At 53.3% G+C, this 14,491-nt stretch carries 16 protein-coding genes; 8 read left to right on the top strand and 8 right to left on the bottom strand.

Features of this window, described 5'->3' with window-relative positions:
• Positions 1-78: 78 nt before the first annotated feature.
• Complete coding sequence (locus ABJM21_RS13070) at positions 79-492, bottom strand: DUF1489 domain-containing protein (protein ID WP_348300430.1); 414 nt, start codon at positions 490-492, stop codon at positions 79-81.
• Positions 493-657: 165 nt separating this feature from the next.
• Between ABJM21_RS13070 and ABJM21_RS13065 the strand changes: the two genes are divergently transcribed.
• Positions 658-1,110 (top strand): hypothetical protein, encoded by a 453-nt coding sequence (locus ABJM21_RS13065; protein ID WP_348300429.1) that lies wholly within the window; start codon positions 658-660, stop codon positions 1,108-1,110.
• Positions 1,111-1,114: 4 nt separating this feature from the next.
• Here the strand turns inward: ABJM21_RS13065 and ABJM21_RS13060 are convergent, their stop codons facing one another.
• Together ABJM21_RS13060 and mgtE are read right to left on the bottom strand one after the other, a co-directional pair.
• Positions 1,115-1,627, bottom strand: a complete 513-nt coding sequence (locus ABJM21_RS13060) for a GNAT family N-acetyltransferase (RefSeq protein WP_348300428.1) — start codon at positions 1,625-1,627, stop codon at positions 1,115-1,117.
• Positions 1,628-1,636: 9 nt separating this feature from the next.
• Positions 1,637-3,046, bottom strand: coding sequence for a magnesium transporter (gene mgtE, locus ABJM21_RS13055; RefSeq protein ID WP_348300427.1), 1,410 nt, complete (start codon positions 3,044-3,046; stop codon positions 1,637-1,639).
• Between the two features lie 178 nt (positions 3,047-3,224).
• On the opposite strand from mgtE, the gene ABJM21_RS13050 reads away from it, so the two are divergent.
• Genes ABJM21_RS13050 through ABJM21_RS13035 form a run of 4 tightly spaced genes read left to right on the top strand, consistent with a single transcriptional unit; the run spans position 3,225 to position 5,603 of the window.
• Positions 3,225-3,674 carry a peptidylprolyl isomerase gene (locus ABJM21_RS13050; protein WP_348300426.1) on the top strand — a complete coding sequence of 150 codons (450 nt, stop codon included), beginning with the start codon at positions 3,225-3,227 and terminating at the stop codon, positions 3,672-3,674.
• 20 nt (positions 3,675-3,694) lie between these two features.
• Positions 3,695-4,120: a hypothetical protein gene (locus ABJM21_RS13045; RefSeq protein WP_348300424.1), complete on the top strand. Its 426-nt coding sequence runs from the start codon at positions 3,695-3,697 to the stop codon at positions 4,118-4,120.
• A gap of 23 nt (positions 4,121-4,143) precedes the next feature.
• Positions 4,144-5,040: a glutathione-dependent disulfide-bond oxidoreductase gene (gene yghU / locus ABJM21_RS13040; RefSeq protein ID WP_348300423.1), complete on the top strand. Its 897-nt coding sequence runs from the start codon at positions 4,144-4,146 to the stop codon at positions 5,038-5,040.
• The gene (locus ABJM21_RS13035) at positions 5,040-5,603 is read left to right on the top strand and encodes a carboxymuconolactone decarboxylase family protein (RefSeq protein ID WP_348300422.1); all 564 of its coding nucleotides are present in this window, start codon (positions 5,040-5,042) and stop codon (positions 5,601-5,603) included. Before yghU ends, ABJM21_RS13035 begins: the two co-directional genes overlap by 1 nt.
• Positions 5,604-5,611: 8 nt before the next feature.
• Here the strand turns inward: ABJM21_RS13035 and ABJM21_RS13030 are convergent, their stop codons facing one another.
• Positions 5,612-6,445 (bottom strand): LD-carboxypeptidase, encoded by an 834-nt coding sequence (locus ABJM21_RS13030; protein ID WP_348300900.1) that lies wholly within the window; start codon positions 6,443-6,445, stop codon positions 5,612-5,614.
• A 76-nt stretch (positions 6,446-6,521) separates the two neighbouring features.
• Here ABJM21_RS13030 and ABJM21_RS13025 point away from each other — a divergent pair, with 76 nt between their 5' ends.
• Positions 6,522-7,922 carry a Mur ligase family protein gene (locus ABJM21_RS13025; RefSeq protein ID WP_348300421.1) on the top strand — a complete coding sequence of 467 codons (1,401 nt, stop codon included), beginning with the start codon at positions 6,522-6,524 and terminating at the stop codon, positions 7,920-7,922.
• Between the two features lie 88 nt (positions 7,923-8,010).
• On the opposite strand, the gene ABJM21_RS13020 is transcribed toward ABJM21_RS13025, so the two are convergent.
• Positions 8,011-8,268 carry a hypothetical protein gene (locus tag ABJM21_RS13020; RefSeq protein ID WP_348300420.1) on the bottom strand — a complete coding sequence of 86 codons (258 nt, stop codon included), beginning with the start codon at positions 8,266-8,268 and terminating at the stop codon, positions 8,011-8,013.
• Positions 8,269-8,444: 176 nt separating this feature from the next.
• Positions 8,445-9,323 carry a LysR substrate-binding domain-containing protein gene (locus ABJM21_RS13015; RefSeq protein ID WP_348300419.1) on the bottom strand — a complete coding sequence of 293 codons (879 nt, stop codon included), beginning with the start codon at positions 9,321-9,323 and terminating at the stop codon, positions 8,445-8,447.
• A 419-nt stretch (positions 9,324-9,742) separates the two neighbouring features.
• Here ABJM21_RS13015 and ABJM21_RS13010 point away from each other — a divergent pair, with 419 nt between their 5' ends.
• Complete coding sequence (locus ABJM21_RS13010; protein WP_348300899.1) at positions 9,743-12,028, top strand: CDC48 family AAA ATPase; 2,286 nt, start codon at positions 9,743-9,745, stop codon at positions 12,026-12,028.
• Here the strand turns inward: ABJM21_RS13010 and ABJM21_RS13005 are convergent.
• Complete coding sequence (locus ABJM21_RS13005; RefSeq protein WP_348300417.1) at positions 12,025-13,383, bottom strand: MFS transporter; 1,359 nt, start codon at positions 13,381-13,383, stop codon at positions 12,025-12,027. The genes ABJM21_RS13010 and ABJM21_RS13005 overlap by 4 nt on opposite strands.
• An 8-nt stretch (positions 13,384-13,391) precedes the next feature.
• On the bottom strand, positions 13,392-13,739 hold the full coding sequence (locus tag ABJM21_RS13000; protein ID WP_348300416.1) for an antibiotic biosynthesis monooxygenase: 348 nt from the start codon (positions 13,737-13,739) through the stop codon (positions 13,392-13,394).
• Between the two features lie 103 nt (positions 13,740-13,842).
• Between ABJM21_RS13000 and ABJM21_RS12995 the strand changes: the two genes are divergently transcribed.
• Positions 13,843-14,469, top strand: a complete 627-nt coding sequence (locus tag ABJM21_RS12995) for a methyltransferase domain-containing protein (RefSeq protein ID WP_348300414.1) — start codon at positions 13,843-13,845, stop codon at positions 14,467-14,469.
• The last annotated feature ends 22 nt before the right edge of the window (positions 14,470-14,491 follow it).

The following is a 14,491-nucleotide window of genomic DNA, read 5'->3' as shown; positions in this document are numbered from 1 at the left end:
GCAGAGGCAGCACCAATGCGCGCTAATTTTCTAGCCCATTGATATTACAAAGAAATTTTATTCAAGCCTAGACGGAAACTATACCAGCCCAAGTTTGGATAGCTCTCCGAGCATTTCAGCGGGCATTTCCTCTGCCCCTTCGGCACCCTGGCCAAGATCAGGCGGCGCGTCTTTCTCTTCAAGATAGCGCCAGCCTTGATGGGCGCGGCGCGGGATCGTCTGCACAGCAATGAGTTTCGGTTCCAGCCTGATCCACTGGCGGCCCTCGCCATTGTCCTGGAAACCGATAATCGGGCTGCGGCCAACAATTTTTTTAGTATGGATCCAATAGAGCGAACCACCGATCATTTCGACATGCCGTTTCGGTAAATAGCGGGTGGTGAGCCGTGCTTCGCCATTGGTCGCTTCGTTGCCGATATGCGATTCCAGCCATGCCCGTAAAGTCGCGGGACTTTCGCTACGAAACGCGATTTTTGTCATGTTGAGCGGCATGCTGTCTATGTGTGGGGCGCGGCCGGATTAGTCAAGCAAGACGGGATTGATATTCGCTTCTTATAGTCCCGAGGCCACAATTCACCGCATCATCGATATTTTATATTGCAAATGATTATCAATATCATATTATTGTTCTTCGATTCAGAAAGAGGAGAATGGTAAATGGGACTATGGTCGGGAAAACTGGGGCCGGGAAATCTTGCAAAACTGATATCGCCTTTGCCCGATTTAATGTCTCTTGGCAGAGCAGAAGCCCAGATTATCACGGCGCTGCGCGTGGTGGTGATGAGCCAAAAATGCTATCGTGATGCTCGGCCCTATCTGCAAGAACGTCTGGGCAGCGAACTTGCCGTAAACCGTTTCCTGATTCTGGTTGAGTCCATTGGAGCGGCTTGGCCGGAGAGCGTCAAAATTGGCCGCGCCTGTTGCCCGCATACTATGCCGGATGAGATATTGTTGCTCAACATGTTGCGCTGCGCAGTGCAGGGTAGTCGTCCCTCTTTTGATGCGCTTATCTGTGAGATGATTGATCCTTGTAGCCGTGACCGGATTTATCTGGATATGACCAATTTTGTAGCGGCTTACGGGACGTCGGCTGTAGGTGGTGAGGGGTAAGTCTTTATGGTTTGGCCCGCTTAAACATAAGGACATCGCTGTCTTTATATCTGCTGCTTCCTGTCTCCTGATATCCCAGCTTACCAGCTAACTTGATTGACGGCTCATTATCGGGACTGATGATGCACACTGTTTTCTCGGGCGAGAATTTGCCGTCCAACCACTTTTGCGCGGCAGACATGGCTTCAAATGCATATCCTTTGCCCTGACCAGCGGTCGAGAACATCCAGGCGGCCTCGTGAAAAGGGTCAAAATCGGGACCCAGACCGCGACGGAAATCACTGAAACCGGCATCTCCAACATAGCGAGCGGTTTCTTTCTCAATGACGGCAAATAAACCGTAACCGCACAATTCCCATCGACCGAAATGCGCTAGAAACCGCAACCAAGCCTCGTCATCTGCTGATGGTTCTCGTCCTATATATCGCATGACTTTCGGGTCTTGCGACATCGCTTTGTAATCATCAAAATCATCTGCGATATGAGGGCGGAGCAATAACCGCTCTGTTTCAATCATGTTCGTTCACTAAAAACCGACCATACCGCTCGCAACCGCGAGGCTGAGAAAGGCCAAAAAGCCCATTGTGTCGGTGATCATGGTCACGAATACCGAGGATGCCAGCGCCGGATCCTGGTTCATGCGTTCGAGCATGACCGGGACAAATATCCCGGCAAAACCGGCAATCACGATATTGATCAACATGGCAGCGGCGATGACCCCGCCAAGTACCGGATTGGCAAATATCAGACCGGTTCCTATGCCGATCAAAACGGCAATGGTTCCGCCGTTGAGAATAGCGATGCGGAATTCGCGCACAATGACCCTGCGAGTGTTGGACCGGGTCAGTTCATTCATGGCGAGCGCACGAACAGAAACTGCCATCGTCTGTGTGCCAGCATTGCCGCCGATAGAGGCGACAATAGGCATGAGGACTGCGAGCGCGACCATTTGCTCAATAGCGGCACCGAATATCGAGATTACGAAACTCGCAACCATCGCGGTGGCAAGGTTAGCGATCAGCCATCTGACCCGCGATTTATAACTGTCGCGGATCGGTTCGTTAATATCGCCTTCGCCGGCACCGGACAGCAGCAAGACATCCTCGCTGGCTTCATCTTCGACAATGTGGAGAATGTCATCCACCGTGATCATGCCGATCAGCCGGCCGTCTTCGTTGACCACGGCAGCGGAGATCAGGTTATATTTCTGGAAACGTAGTGCCACTTCTTCCTGATCCATATCGACCGGAATCAGCGACTGTTCTCGCTTCATAATGTCAGCAACCGCGATGTCGCGGGGAACACGCAATATCCAGCTAAGCTGACAAGTCCCAACCGGCTTATAAGACGGGTCGACCACATAGACTTCCCAGAATTCTGTGGTGAGGTCGCCATGTTCGCGCAGATAATCAATCAACTGCCCAACATTCATATGCTCTGGCACCGCGACCAGATCGCGCTGCATGATCCGGCCAGCGGATTCTTCGGGATAGGTTAGGGCGCTTTCAATCGCCGCACGATCTTCCGGCTCCAGTTCTGCCAGAACCGCTTGTTGTTCCCCTTCCTCAAGATCCTCGATAATCGCGACCGCGTCATCGGTTTCTAGCTGTTCGGTCAAGTCGGCAATCTGACCGGGTTCGAGTATTTCGATCAGATCTTCGCGAACATGCTCATTCATCTCGGCCAGCACATCGGCGCTGACCAGGTCGCCTAGAGCACCGGCCAGCGGTGCGCGCTCGTCCTCGTCGACCAGTTCGAACAGATCGGCAATATCAGCATTGTGCAGCGGATTGACCAGTTCCTGCGCGAGATTATTGTCACCCTGATCGACAGCATCGGAAACCGAACGGACAAATTCGTTGGTCAGGCGGTTGTCTTCATCCAGGCTAGGTGGCGCAATATCTTCCACTTCAGGAGCGTCCGTCATCTCGGTCATGTCGATGCTCCCCTTTTGGTGCTTGGCGTCACATAAGCCGGGTTTGTAATAGCTGTGCCGCTATAATTGCAATCTTTTGTGACATTTATCGAAAGCAGCGGGTGATTTTTTTGAACAGCGTCTCTATATGCAGGTTCAGAAGATTCATGACCCAAACATAAATTACAAGGAACTGCCCATGGCGCACGAAAAAATGACCCTCCATCTTGATACTGGCGATGTCGAAATCAAATTGCGCGCCGATCTAGCGCCGGGCCATGTTGAGCGGATTACCGAGCTGGCATCGGAAGGTTTTTATGATGGCGTTGTTTTTCACCGCGTGATTGATGGCTTCATGGCGCAGGGCGGCGACCCGACCGGCACCGGCATGTCTGGCTCTGATAAACCAGATATTCCAGCTGAGTTCAGCGATGCCCCGCATAGTCGCGGCGTTTGCTCCATGGCTCGCACCATGGATCCGAACAGCGCGAACAGCCAGTTTTTCATCTGTCTCGACGATGCCGGTTTCCTCGATGGCCAATATACCGTCTGGGGCGAAGTGACGAGCGGCATGGATGCGGTCGACGCTCTGCCTAAAGGCGAGCCACCAGCGCAGCCAGGTTCAATCAAGAACGTGACCCTCGGCTAAACCCCGCACGACTCTGAAATATGAAAACCACTTTACTCTCCGGTCTTGCATTGACCAGCTTGTTGCTGGTTTCCTGCACGGCCGGAGATAAGGAAAAAGAGGGTGATGAAAAGGAAGAGGCCGTCGCCATTGATCCGGCAGCCTCGGAAACCGGAGCCCTTGCAGAGATGCAAGGGAAGTGGGCATCCGACGAGGATCCCAACAGAACCATCGAAATAGACGGCAGTAATTTTCAGGAAAGTTATACCGGCGATCCACAATATGCCGTCCCGATCGTTTTCGTCGACAGCTGCAAAACGCAAAACCGGGATATGCAGGGAAAAGCTTTCATTTTGCACGGCAAAGAAAAACAGGCCTGCTATCTCCTCTATTCCGTGTCAGAAAAAAAGCTGAGCTATATTGATGGCACCCGCGGGAGAACATCGCGTTTCACGCGGAAAGAATAGACTGACAATTGGAGACAAGTGCAATGACCGACAATCTTCCTGAATATACCCCGCCCAAAGTCTGGACATGGGATAGTGAGAGCGGCGGGCGCTTTGCCAATATTAATCGACCGATTGCGGGGCCTACCCACGACAAGGAACTGCCGGTCGGCAAGCATCCCTTTCAACTTTATTCGCTCGGGACGCCCAATGGGGTGAAAGTCACGATCATGTTCGAAGAGCTCTTGGAAACGGGTCTTTCGGCGGCGGAATATGATGCATGGCTCGTCAACATTGGTGAAGGCGCGCAATTTGGTAGCGGCTTTGTCGACATTAATCCGAACAGCAAAATTCCTGCGTTGTTGGATCACAGCACCACCCCGCCAACCCGGTTGTTTGAATCCGGTTCCATGCTGATCTATCTGGCTGAAAAATTCGATATGTTCCTTGCGAAAGACGGTGCGACGCGAGCGGAAACCATTAACTGGTTGATGTGGCAAATGGGCAGCGCGCCTTTCCTTGGCGGCGGCTTTGGGCATTTCTATGCTTATGCACCCGAAAAATATGAGTATCCGATCAACCGCTATGCGATGGAAGTGAAGCGGCAAATGGATGTTCTGGACCGTCATCTTGCCGACAACGAATATTTTGCAGGCGACGACTATAGTATCGCGGATATGGCGATCTTCCCTTGGTATGGTGGTTTGGCACGCGGCGTTCTTTATGAGGCCGGCGAATTTCTGGCCGTACAGGACTATAAAAACGTGCAACGCTGGACAGCGCAGGTAGGTGACCGGGCAGCCGTGAAACGCGGTATGATGGTCAATCGCCCCTATGGCGAACCAGAGACGCAGCTGCACGAACGTCATGATGCCAGCGATTTTGAAACCAATACACAAGATAAAAGAATAGCGCGCGGTGAAGTCGAAGCGCCGGAATAATGCGGCTTAATAAACCCCGCATCACTCCGCTATCCGATGCGGAAATGGACGATGAGCAAAAGGCCATGCTGGGCGAGCGTTTTCAGCAAGGTCCGGTGTTCAATATTTTCCGCACATTGGCCCGCGCGCCAAAGGCGTTCAAAGCATTCATGTGGTGGGGCGGTTATATGTTGTCGCGGCACAATAGCCTGCCGGAACGCGAGCGGGAAATCATCATCCTGCGGACCGGATTTAACTGGAAATCCGGCTATGAATGGGCGCAGCATGTCCGCATTGGCAAAGATTGCGGGATAACCGACGAAGAGATTGAGCGGATCAAGCAGGGGCCGGATGCGCTGGGTTGGACGCCACTCGAAGCCGCGATGTTGCGGGCGACGGATGAGCTGACTAGTGACAGCTTTGTGTCCGATGCGACTTGGGCAGAGCTTTCGGAACTGACCGAGAAACAGCGCATGGACTTGGTCATGACCGTCGGCCAATATACGCAGGTTTCGATGATGCTAAACAGCTATGGTGTGCAGCTGGATGAAGGTTTGGAACTGGACCCAGATTTAAAAGCTTAGGCCGAGCCTTAAGCCGGTATGGCTCCGAACGGTACAACCTTGTTATCCACATCATGGCCGATATCGGCCCCGCCCAGATAGGGGATTGCGTAGCGGTTGCATAGGCGCTGGACGATTTCCTCAGCTTCCTCGCCGAACGGCCGGTTATTTTCCGGCACTTCGCTGACCCGGCCCAAACGTATTCCGGCCAAGCCTTTAACTGCCAGATGCGTGGTGACGTTGAAAAGCGCGCGGTCGAAAGCGTAGAGATATTCCGCGATTTCCTCGATCATCAGAACATGGCCCTTAAGGTCTGGCAGTAACGGTGTACCGACCATCATCGCCAGGGTCATCAGGTTGAACGCGGCATATTTCTGGCCGGTCTCAACATGCGGTTCCAGTGCAGTTTTATCCTGTCTCACCAGCCAGTCTAGTCCCCGGTTAACGGCTGCCATACCGTCGTCGCGCCGCATATCGACTGGCATCGGGCCGTGCGCTTGTGTGCCAATGCCTGCTTTGTATAGCGCTCCGAGCAAGTTGCCGCCGTCGCTGTAACCCATGTAGGTTTTCTTGTGCGCTGCAGGTTCCAGCTGCGGCAAAATCGTATCAGCAATCCGCGCTGCACCATATCCGCCGCGAGCAAACCAGATAGCATCTAATGTCGGATCATTGGCGAGAGACAAGAAAGCGGAGGACCGCTCGTCATCCTTCCCAGCAAAATGCCCCTCAATCGCAAAGCATTGATCGTGAAAAACCAAATCGGCCTCGGGATGGCTTTGGCTGGTGAGGGCGGTAAGTTGCTCGGCTTCCTCTTTGTACAAGGGCGTTGAAGGCGCACAAATGCCGATCCTGACCTGTCCCACGATATTTTCACTCCCCCGATCATATTTTTGCGTCAATGCAATTGCCAAAAAGCTGTCGAGGCCATAGCGGGGGATGATGAGTAAAGACAAATCCTATTATTTTTGTGGCATTGGCGGATCAGGCATGCTGCCGCTGGCAATGATCGTTCGGGAAAGCGGCGCGGAGGTCTCGGGATCAGACCGGGCCTTGGATCAAGGACGGCTCGCAGCCAAGTTTGAATGGCTGAAAGAAAAAGGAGTAGGCCTGTTTGCGCAAGATGGTAGCGGGCTGACCTCGGGTAATCAGATATTGATTGCGTCGGCGGCTATTGAAGACACCGTGCCGGACGTCGCCAAAGCCAATAGTCTTGGCTGTGCCCGGATGACCCGCGCGGAATTACTCGCGGAACAATTTAATGCATCGCCGCGCAGCATTGCCATTGGCGGGACAAGCGGAAAGTCCACCGTGACCGGGATGATCGGCTGGATATTAACCGAGGCTGGTCTGGATCCGACAATCATGAACGGCGCGGTGATGAAAAACTTCGTCGCAGATGATGCGCCTTTCGCCAGTTCGCGGGTTGGCGATGGCGGCATCATGGTGAGCGAGGTCGACGAAAGTGATGGGTCTATCGCTTTGTTTGACCCGGAGATCGCGGTGCTGAACAATGTCAGCCTGGACCACAAAAGCCTGGAGGAATTGCGTCAGCTGTTCGGTGATTTTGCCGGTAAGGTTAAGCATTGCATCTGGAACAAGGATGATGCCGAAACGGCTGCCTTGGTAGATGGTCTTGATTTGCATGATGCCATCAGTTTCGGTTTTTCCGATGGCGCAGATTTCCAAGCCTCTGATATCGAAGAAGCTCCGGTCAGCAGCCGCTTCACACTAGCTGTGGATGGAGATACTTTTCCCGTCACCATGCAAGTGCCGGGGCGTCACAATATCGCTAACGCACTCGCCGCCATTGCAGCGGCATCTGCCGTTGGTGTGCCGGTGGCGACCAGCGTCGCGGCGATCGCCACATTTAATGGCCTTGCACGGCGTTTCGATGTTGTTGGTACAGCGAATGACATCAGCGTGATCGACGATTTCGGGCATAATCCCGACAAGATCGCGGCAACCCTGAAAACGATGAAGGCATTTCCCGGCCGTATCATCGCTTTTTTCCAGCCACATGGTTTTGGCCCGATCCATAAAATGGGAGCTGAACTGGCCGAGGTGTTTGCCGAGCTGTTGGATGGCGATGATCGCGTGATCCTGTGCGATCCCGTTTACTTCGGCGGGACTGTTGATCGCAGCATTGGCAGTGAATCCATTACAAATGCCGTCACAGCGGCCGCTGGTAACGCCGACCATATTGCTGATCGTGAGGATTGCGGCGCGCAAATCGTTGAAATTGCTCAGCCTGGCGATCGCATAGTCATCATGGGTGCACGTGATGATACGCTGAGCCTGTTTGCATCTGCCATATTGGCGAAACTGGCGGCCAAGCAATAGGTCATATTTTAACGCAAATCAGGCCCTGAAGAGGGCCTGATCTTGAGTGATTATCGCGGGTATGAAGTGAAATCAGCTTTCACTTCTGTCAGGGGCTAGTCGGATTATCGTCGTCGTCATCATCATTATTTATTATTGTCAGCGTAATAAAACCGACGGCAATGGCACCGGCCAGTACGGCTATGATGGTATCGCTACCACCGCCTAGGTTGCTGGCTTGTTCCTGACTGGCAGAAACGCGCTCAACGCTCGTACTGGTCACAGGAGCGACCGCCTGCGACTGCGCCACTACGGGCGCCGCCGAAAGGGATAAAGCTGATAGGGCAGCTAAAGTCTTAAAACGCATGTATTTTCTCCAATATTTCGCTCGGAATATTCTTCCATGATTATTCATAGAAAATTCCCTAATATTTGGTTTTTACGACAATAGTTGTCGCATCATGCGTGACGATTTTTATCTTCTATCATAAAATCAAATAAATGTCATGGAAGTCCAACAGCCAAACAGGCACGGTTGGTCGCTTAAAGTCCTGCTTTTACAACCCAATCGTGGAAAATCCGCACCGCACGGTTTTTCTTGTCGCGTTTGCGGCATACGAACCAATAGGAATAAGGACTGTCGATATCATAATCGAACAGCCGGGCGAGACGCGGATCATTGGCATCCGAAAAATGACCGCCATGCATGATCGCCACGCCCAGACCCTGAGCGGCGGCTTCGAGCATTAACGGTCCGCTATTCATGTGATCGACGCTGGCCGGATCAAGGTCAGGTAGGCCCACCGCTTCTTTCCAGCGATCAAAGGCTTTGGCCATATCACTATGGATTAGGATATTGTGCTCCTTCAGATCATCCGGTGTCTTGATGGCATTGGGCCCGTTGACAAGATCCGTCGCGGCAATCGCATACACCTTATTGCTGTCCAGTTTTACAGAATGGAGATTGGGATCTACATGATCGGCGATGATGATCGCTGCATCAATAACGTCGCCCAGCATATTTTCGGCATGTGTGGACGTGTCGACGTCAATATGCAGTTTGGGATATAATTTGCGCAATTCAGGCAAACGTGGGACCAGCCGGGTGGCGCCAAATAGCGGCAAAACGCCAAGACGCAGGCGTAAATCGCCACCGCTGACGGTCATCTGGTCCACAGCTTCGCCAATAGTTTCCATGGCCGGTGCAACAGCATCGAGCAGCGTGTGGCCGTCTTCATTCAAGATCATGGCTTGATTACGCCGTTCGAATAACGGCTTGCCAATATGATCCTCTAGCGATTTGATTCGCCGGCTAAGGGCTGGGGCTGATAGCGCCAATTCGGCAGCTGCTGCCTTGGAAGAACCGAGTCTTGCGACACGGATAAAGGCTTCCAGAGCGCGTAGGGGAGGGAGACGTCGCATGGTTCGCGCAATATCGGAGTTAAATGCGAATTGTGCAACGCAAAACTGCACTAAATTTATATAGATTGGCTAAATCGCGGCCCTATCATAATTAATAAGTTGCATAATACGCAACTGACAATGTTCTTTTCGCACTTGCAACATAATTGATTCTGGCCCAAATAGAACTCGCCTTTCAGGCATCCTCTCCTAAAAACTTTTATAGGCCAGTCCTTCGGGATTGGCCTTTTTTTTGCCTGAAATCCGTCTCCCCTTATCCTGACTAGGAGAATCTAGGAAAATTCAGAGTCGCATAATGGCGACGGCCTCCCTATCTTGTTGGAAACAATAAAAGCGGTAGGAGTTCATCCCCCATGTCTGATCCAAAATCTGATCCCCAATCCGACCCAAGCTCTGAAGAAGAAAAATCCGATTCCCCGATGATCAAGTTGCAAGTTGCCAACGCGCGGCCAGAAGATAGTGGTCGCGGGCTGGCGCGATTGTCGCGTGATAATCTCAGCAAACTGGGTTTGATGGAAGGCGATGTTGTCGAGATAGGCGGCAAGCAGGCAACGCCCGCTCGTGCGGTCTTGCCCTATCCGGAAGATGAAGGGTTGGATTTTGTCCGGCTGGACGGGTTGCAGCGCGCCAATGCCGGTGTCGGGTCGGGTGATTTTGTCGAGATTCGCAAGGTTGAATCGAAGCCGGCCAAGAAAGTTGTTTTTGCCCCGGCCCAGAAAGACCTGCGTCTGCATGGCAGTGGTGCTGGGCTGAAGCGCAGTTTCATGGAACGACCGCTCAATGCCGGTGATTTTGTCGCGACCCATGGTCAACAGCAGGTTGATCGCAGTGACATGCCGCCACAATTGCAACAAATGCTAGCCGCACCGGCGTTTTCGCTCACGCAAATCCGCTTGATGGTAGTTTCCACAGTGCCCAAGGGTTTTGTGCATATCGACGAGAATACCGAAGTCGAACTGCGCCCAGAATATGAAGAGTCCACCGAACATCGCCGAGCTGATGTGACCTATGATGATATTGGCGGGCTCCATGAAACAATCGATCAGTTGCGCGAGATGGTCGAGCTACCGCTGCGCTATCCGCAACTATTCACTCGTCTTGGCGTTGATCCCCCACGCGGCGTGTTGCTTCATGGTCCTCCGGGTACCGGCAAAACTCGTCTCGCGCGCGCTGTTGCGAATGAAAGTGACGCCGAATTTTTTCTGATCAATGGTCCTGAGATTATGGGATCCGCCTATGGAGAATCGGAGAAGAAACTTCGCGAGGTTTTTGAAGCGGCCACGAAGGCTGCGCCATCGATCCTGTTCATTGATGAAATCGATTCCATCGCCCCCAAGCGCGGGGAAGTGCAGGGGGAGACAGAGAAACGTCTGGTCGCGCAGCTGCTGACATTGATGGATGGGTTGGAGTCCCGTCTCAATCTGGTTGTGATTGCTGCTACGAACCGTCCCGAGGCCATTGATGAGGCGTTGCGCCGTCCTGGCCGGTTTGACCGCGAGATTATTGTTGGTGTTCCAGACTTGCGCGGCCGCAAGGAAATATTGGGCATCCACACCCGCGGCATGCCTTTGGAACCGGCGGTGGACCTGACGGAATTGGCCCGAACAACTTACGGGTTTGTCGGCGCTGATCTAGCGGCTTTGACACGCGAGGCGGCGATTGAGGCGGTTCGCCGGATTATGCCGAAGCTTGATCTGGAATCCGAAACCGTGCCGCCCGAAGTGCTTGAGGAGCTCGTGGTACGCCGCGATGATTTCGTCGAGGCGCTGAAACGTGTGCAGCCATCCGCCATGCGTGAAGTGATGGTGCAGGCACCCGATGTCCGCTGGGAAGATATTGGCGGTCTGGATGACGCACAGATGCGTTTGAAAGAAGGTATCGAGTTGCCCATGAAAAACCCCGAGGCGTTTACGCGCCTTGGTATTCGTCCGGCGAAAGGCTTTCTGCTCTATGGACCACCGGGTACGGGCAAGACTTTGCTCGCCAAAGCTGTGGCGCGGGAAGCGGAGGCCAATTTTATTGCAACCAAGTCCAGCGATCTCCTGTCCAAATGGTATGGCGAGAGTGAGCAGCAGATTGCCCGGCTCTTTGCGCGTGCACGTCAGGTTGCTCCAACTGTCTTGTTCATCGACGAAATTGACAGTTTGGTACCTGCGCGTGGGCGCGGAATGGGCGAGCCACAGGTGACTGAGCGGGTGGTAAATACAATTCTCGCCGAAATGGACGGGTTAGAAGAAATGCAGTCGGTCATATTGATCGGAGCAACCAACCGTCCCGGTCTGGTCGATCCGGCACTGCTGCGCCCTGGCCGCTTTGATGAGCTGGTCTATGTACCTGTTCCAGAGAAAGATGGTCGCCGCCGCATCCTGGCTATCCACACGGCCAAAATGCCGATGGCCAAAGATGTTGATCTCGATGAGATTGCTGAACGGGCGGAGCGTTATTCCGGTGCCGATCTGGAAGATCTGGTGCGCCGTGCCGGGCTCTACGCCTTGCGCGAACATGGCGGGCTGGTTGAGACGGTATCGATGAAGCATTTTGAAAAGGCACTGAAAGACAGCCGTGCCTCGGTCACGCCGGAAATGGAGGAAGAATATTCCAAAATGGAAGCGCAGCTGAAACAAAATGCGATGCGCGCCGAACCGATTGGGTTTGTTGCGCCTGGAATGCTGACGCCGGTGCGGGACAGCAAGCACGAGTTTTAGTGATTTAGGCTGGGTGCTTCATCAAGCTTCAATGTTTTGAGGCCCCAGCCAAAAATGAATAGGCACATCGTCACCGCAATCCAAAATGGCAGCGAACTGACATAGGTATAAAGCAATACGCCTAGCGCCGGTGAGGCGATGAACGCCATGCCGTTCACCGAAGCGACAATACCTGCAACGCCATTTTGTTCGGATCGATCCACAGCTAGCGACGCCCCTGCTGTAAAGCCGGGGCGGAAAAGGCCAAAGCCAAGAGAGCTGACAGCAAAGCCGATAATGATGCCATACAGATCTTGAGACACACCGATAATCAAGCAGCCCACTGCGGCGAGCAACATGCCCCATAATACCGAGGAACGCGGGCCCATTTGCAGCAGCGGGATCAAGCCCCATTGCGCCAGCAAGGTTGCGGCGGCGCCTGACATCAGAACAATTCCGGTCATCTCAATGGCGGTTTTCGGATCGCCGCGCAGACCGAGCCGGTCGAGTACCAGAAAACCGATCACGCCCAATATGACCGCATGAGCGTTGCCGCCCATGATCCCGGTGATCAGCCACGGTTTGATCCGCTTATCGCCCCAGCGCAGTCGGGGTGGGATGCTGTCTGGCGATGGCTTGCCCGCTGGTTGGTCTTCGTGGCCATCATCTTTCAGGCTGCCTGCTGAGGGTGCAGCACTATAGGGTTCCGAAGTCACGACGCCGCGGGCTTCAAAGCCCGGATCATCATTGGGTAGCTTCAATGCCAGTGCGACCATCACCACTATACCGATAAGGGCGAAGGCAAACATCGGGCTCGACAAGCCTAACACAGGCAAGATCAGCAAGGGCGCGATGGCTGGACCGACAATCGTGCCGAGACCAAAGGAGGAGGAGATGAGCGATAGCGCCTTGGTGCGATCTGCGCGCGCTGTGCGGGCGGCGACATAGGCCTGTACCGCTGGCGGTGCTGCAGACCCTAATCCACCATAAAGGCTCCTGAATATCGCAAATAATATGAAGGTCCAGATTGCGCTATACCAGCCCAGCAGTCCCAGAAAGAGCGCTAGTCCGGCCAAGGCCATGGACGCGGTAAAACCTATCATGCCCAGTCGCATCAACGCTTTGCGCCCGCGATGATCTGACATACGCGCCCATTTCGGCGCTGTATAAACCCACAGCAAGGCAGACCAGCTAAAGGCTGCGCTGACCCAGAAATCAGGAATTTGCAGCTGTGTCCCGATGGTCGGCAATATCGATTGCATCGCCGTATTGCCCGAAGCGGTGACAAGCATCACCGCGAACAGAACCGTCATACGGGTGCTGTCTATCGGTTTGTGCTTTTTCGCAGCGACTTGCGGGGCGGGAGAATCAGCCATGGACTTCCCTATGGCATGCTATTTTTGTCGTTCCCAGATTTATTCCAGTCATAGCTGCGTTCTATCCGCGCGACGTGCAGCGTATAGCTTTCATACCATTTGCCTCGGCCCTGTTCCCGAATGGCAGAGTGGACCGGATGATCACGCCACGCCTTGGCGGCTTCATCATCTTTCCAATAACTGACCGTAATACCAAGCCCGTCTTCCGAGCGGGTGCTGTCCTGTCCCAGATAGCCGGATTGCTGGGCGGCGAGGTTGCTCATGACCCCCGCGGCCGATTCATAGGCCTCGTCATCGACCTTGGTGCGCTGGGCGCAAAAGATAACGGCTATACAGCCAGGGGGATGCAGTTTCATATTGCTCTTTTAAACCTCTCTTGGCCCCGGACAAGCGCGAAGATGTTTGAATGTAACACTGTTATGGCTTAATAAGACAGCGGGATGATACAGGAGAATATGATTGACCAATAGCATTGCAAAAGCGCCATTATGGGGCCGAATCAAGCTACGCGCGGCTCGGACATTTGGCGCATGGGGTGTGTTTTTCAAAGGCTTTTTGAAGCATCCGGTGATGGTTGGATCGATTATTCCGTCATCGGCAGTAACTATCAAAAAGATGCTGGAACCGGTGAACTGGAATGAATGCAATGTGTTTGTCGAATATGGTCCCGGGGTCGGTACATTCTGTCGGCCGGTGCTGGAACGGATGAAGCCCGATGCGACATTGATCGTCATTGATCTCAATCCTGATTTTATTGATTATCTCAGCAAGTCTATCCGCGACAGCCGCTTCTATCCCATTCACGGGTCGGCGGCTGATGTGCAACAAATCATTCGTGATCTGGGACATGAAAAGGCGGATTATATCCTGTCTGGCCTGCCATTTTCCACTTTGCCAGATCAACTTGGTCCTAAAATTGCCAAGGAAACTTATGAAGCCATTCGCCCAGGCGGTGCATTTCTTGTCTATCAGTTCGTCAAACGGGCGCGCGATTTCATGGCGCCGCATTTTGAGCGGATCGACAATGGCTATTCGATTTGGAACATATTACCTTGCCACTTGTTCTGGGGCTGGAAAAAGAAATAGGCCCAAATAGTTTGCGTTGTTG

Source organism: Parasphingorhabdus sp., from assembly GCF_039977335.1.
Classification (GTDB): Bacteria; Pseudomonadota; Alphaproteobacteria; order Sphingomonadales; family Sphingomonadaceae; genus Parasphingorhabdus.
The sequence above is the reverse complement of the archived record's forward strand: the minus strand, read 5'-3'. Positions and strand labels throughout refer to the sequence as shown.

Bases quoted from the DNA above. Each gene is read 5' to 3' on its own strand.
- ABJM21_RS13015 (WP_348300419.1), bottom strand. From the start codon at position 9,323: ATGCGACGTCTCCCTCCCCTACGCGCTCTGGAAGCCTTTATCCGTGTC.
- ABJM21_RS13060 (WP_348300428.1), bottom strand. From the start codon at position 1,627: ATGATTGAAACAGAGCGGTTATTGCTCCGCCCTCATATCGCAGATGAT.
- ABJM21_RS13025 (WP_348300421.1), top strand. From the start codon at position 6,522: ATGAGTAAAGACAAATCCTATTATTTTTGTGGCATTGGCGGATCAGGC.
- ABJM21_RS13050 (WP_348300426.1), top strand. From the start codon at position 3,225: ATGGCGCACGAAAAAATGACCCTCCATCTTGATACTGGCGATGTCGAA.
- mgtE (WP_348300427.1), bottom strand. From the start codon at position 3,046: ATGACCGAGATGACGGACGCTCCTGAAGTGGAAGATATTGCGCCACCT.
- ABJM21_RS13005 (WP_348300417.1), bottom strand. From the start codon at position 13,383: ATGGCTGATTCTCCCGCCCCGCAAGTCGCTGCGAAAAAGCACAAACCG.
- ABJM21_RS13000 (WP_348300416.1), bottom strand. From the start codon at position 13,739: ATGAAACTGCATCCCCCTGGCTGTATAGCCGTTATCTTTTGCGCCCAG.
- ABJM21_RS13020 (WP_348300420.1), bottom strand. From the start codon at position 8,268: ATGCGTTTTAAGACTTTAGCTGCCCTATCAGCTTTATCCCTTTCGGCG.
- yghU (WP_348300423.1), top strand. From the start codon at position 4,144: ATGACCGACAATCTTCCTGAATATACCCCGCCCAAAGTCTGGACATGG.
- ABJM21_RS13035 (WP_348300422.1), top strand. From the start codon at position 5,040: ATGCGGCTTAATAAACCCCGCATCACTCCGCTATCCGATGCGGAAATG.
- ABJM21_RS13045 (WP_348300424.1), top strand. From the start codon at position 3,695: ATGAAAACCACTTTACTCTCCGGTCTTGCATTGACCAGCTTGTTGCTG.
- ABJM21_RS13010 (WP_348300899.1), top strand. From the start codon at position 9,743: ATGATCAAGTTGCAAGTTGCCAACGCGCGGCCAGAAGATAGTGGTCGC.
- ABJM21_RS13070 (WP_348300430.1), bottom strand. From the start codon at position 492: ATGCCGCTCAACATGACAAAAATCGCGTTTCGTAGCGAAAGTCCCGCG.
- ABJM21_RS13065 (WP_348300429.1), top strand. From the start codon at position 658: ATGGGACTATGGTCGGGAAAACTGGGGCCGGGAAATCTTGCAAAACTG.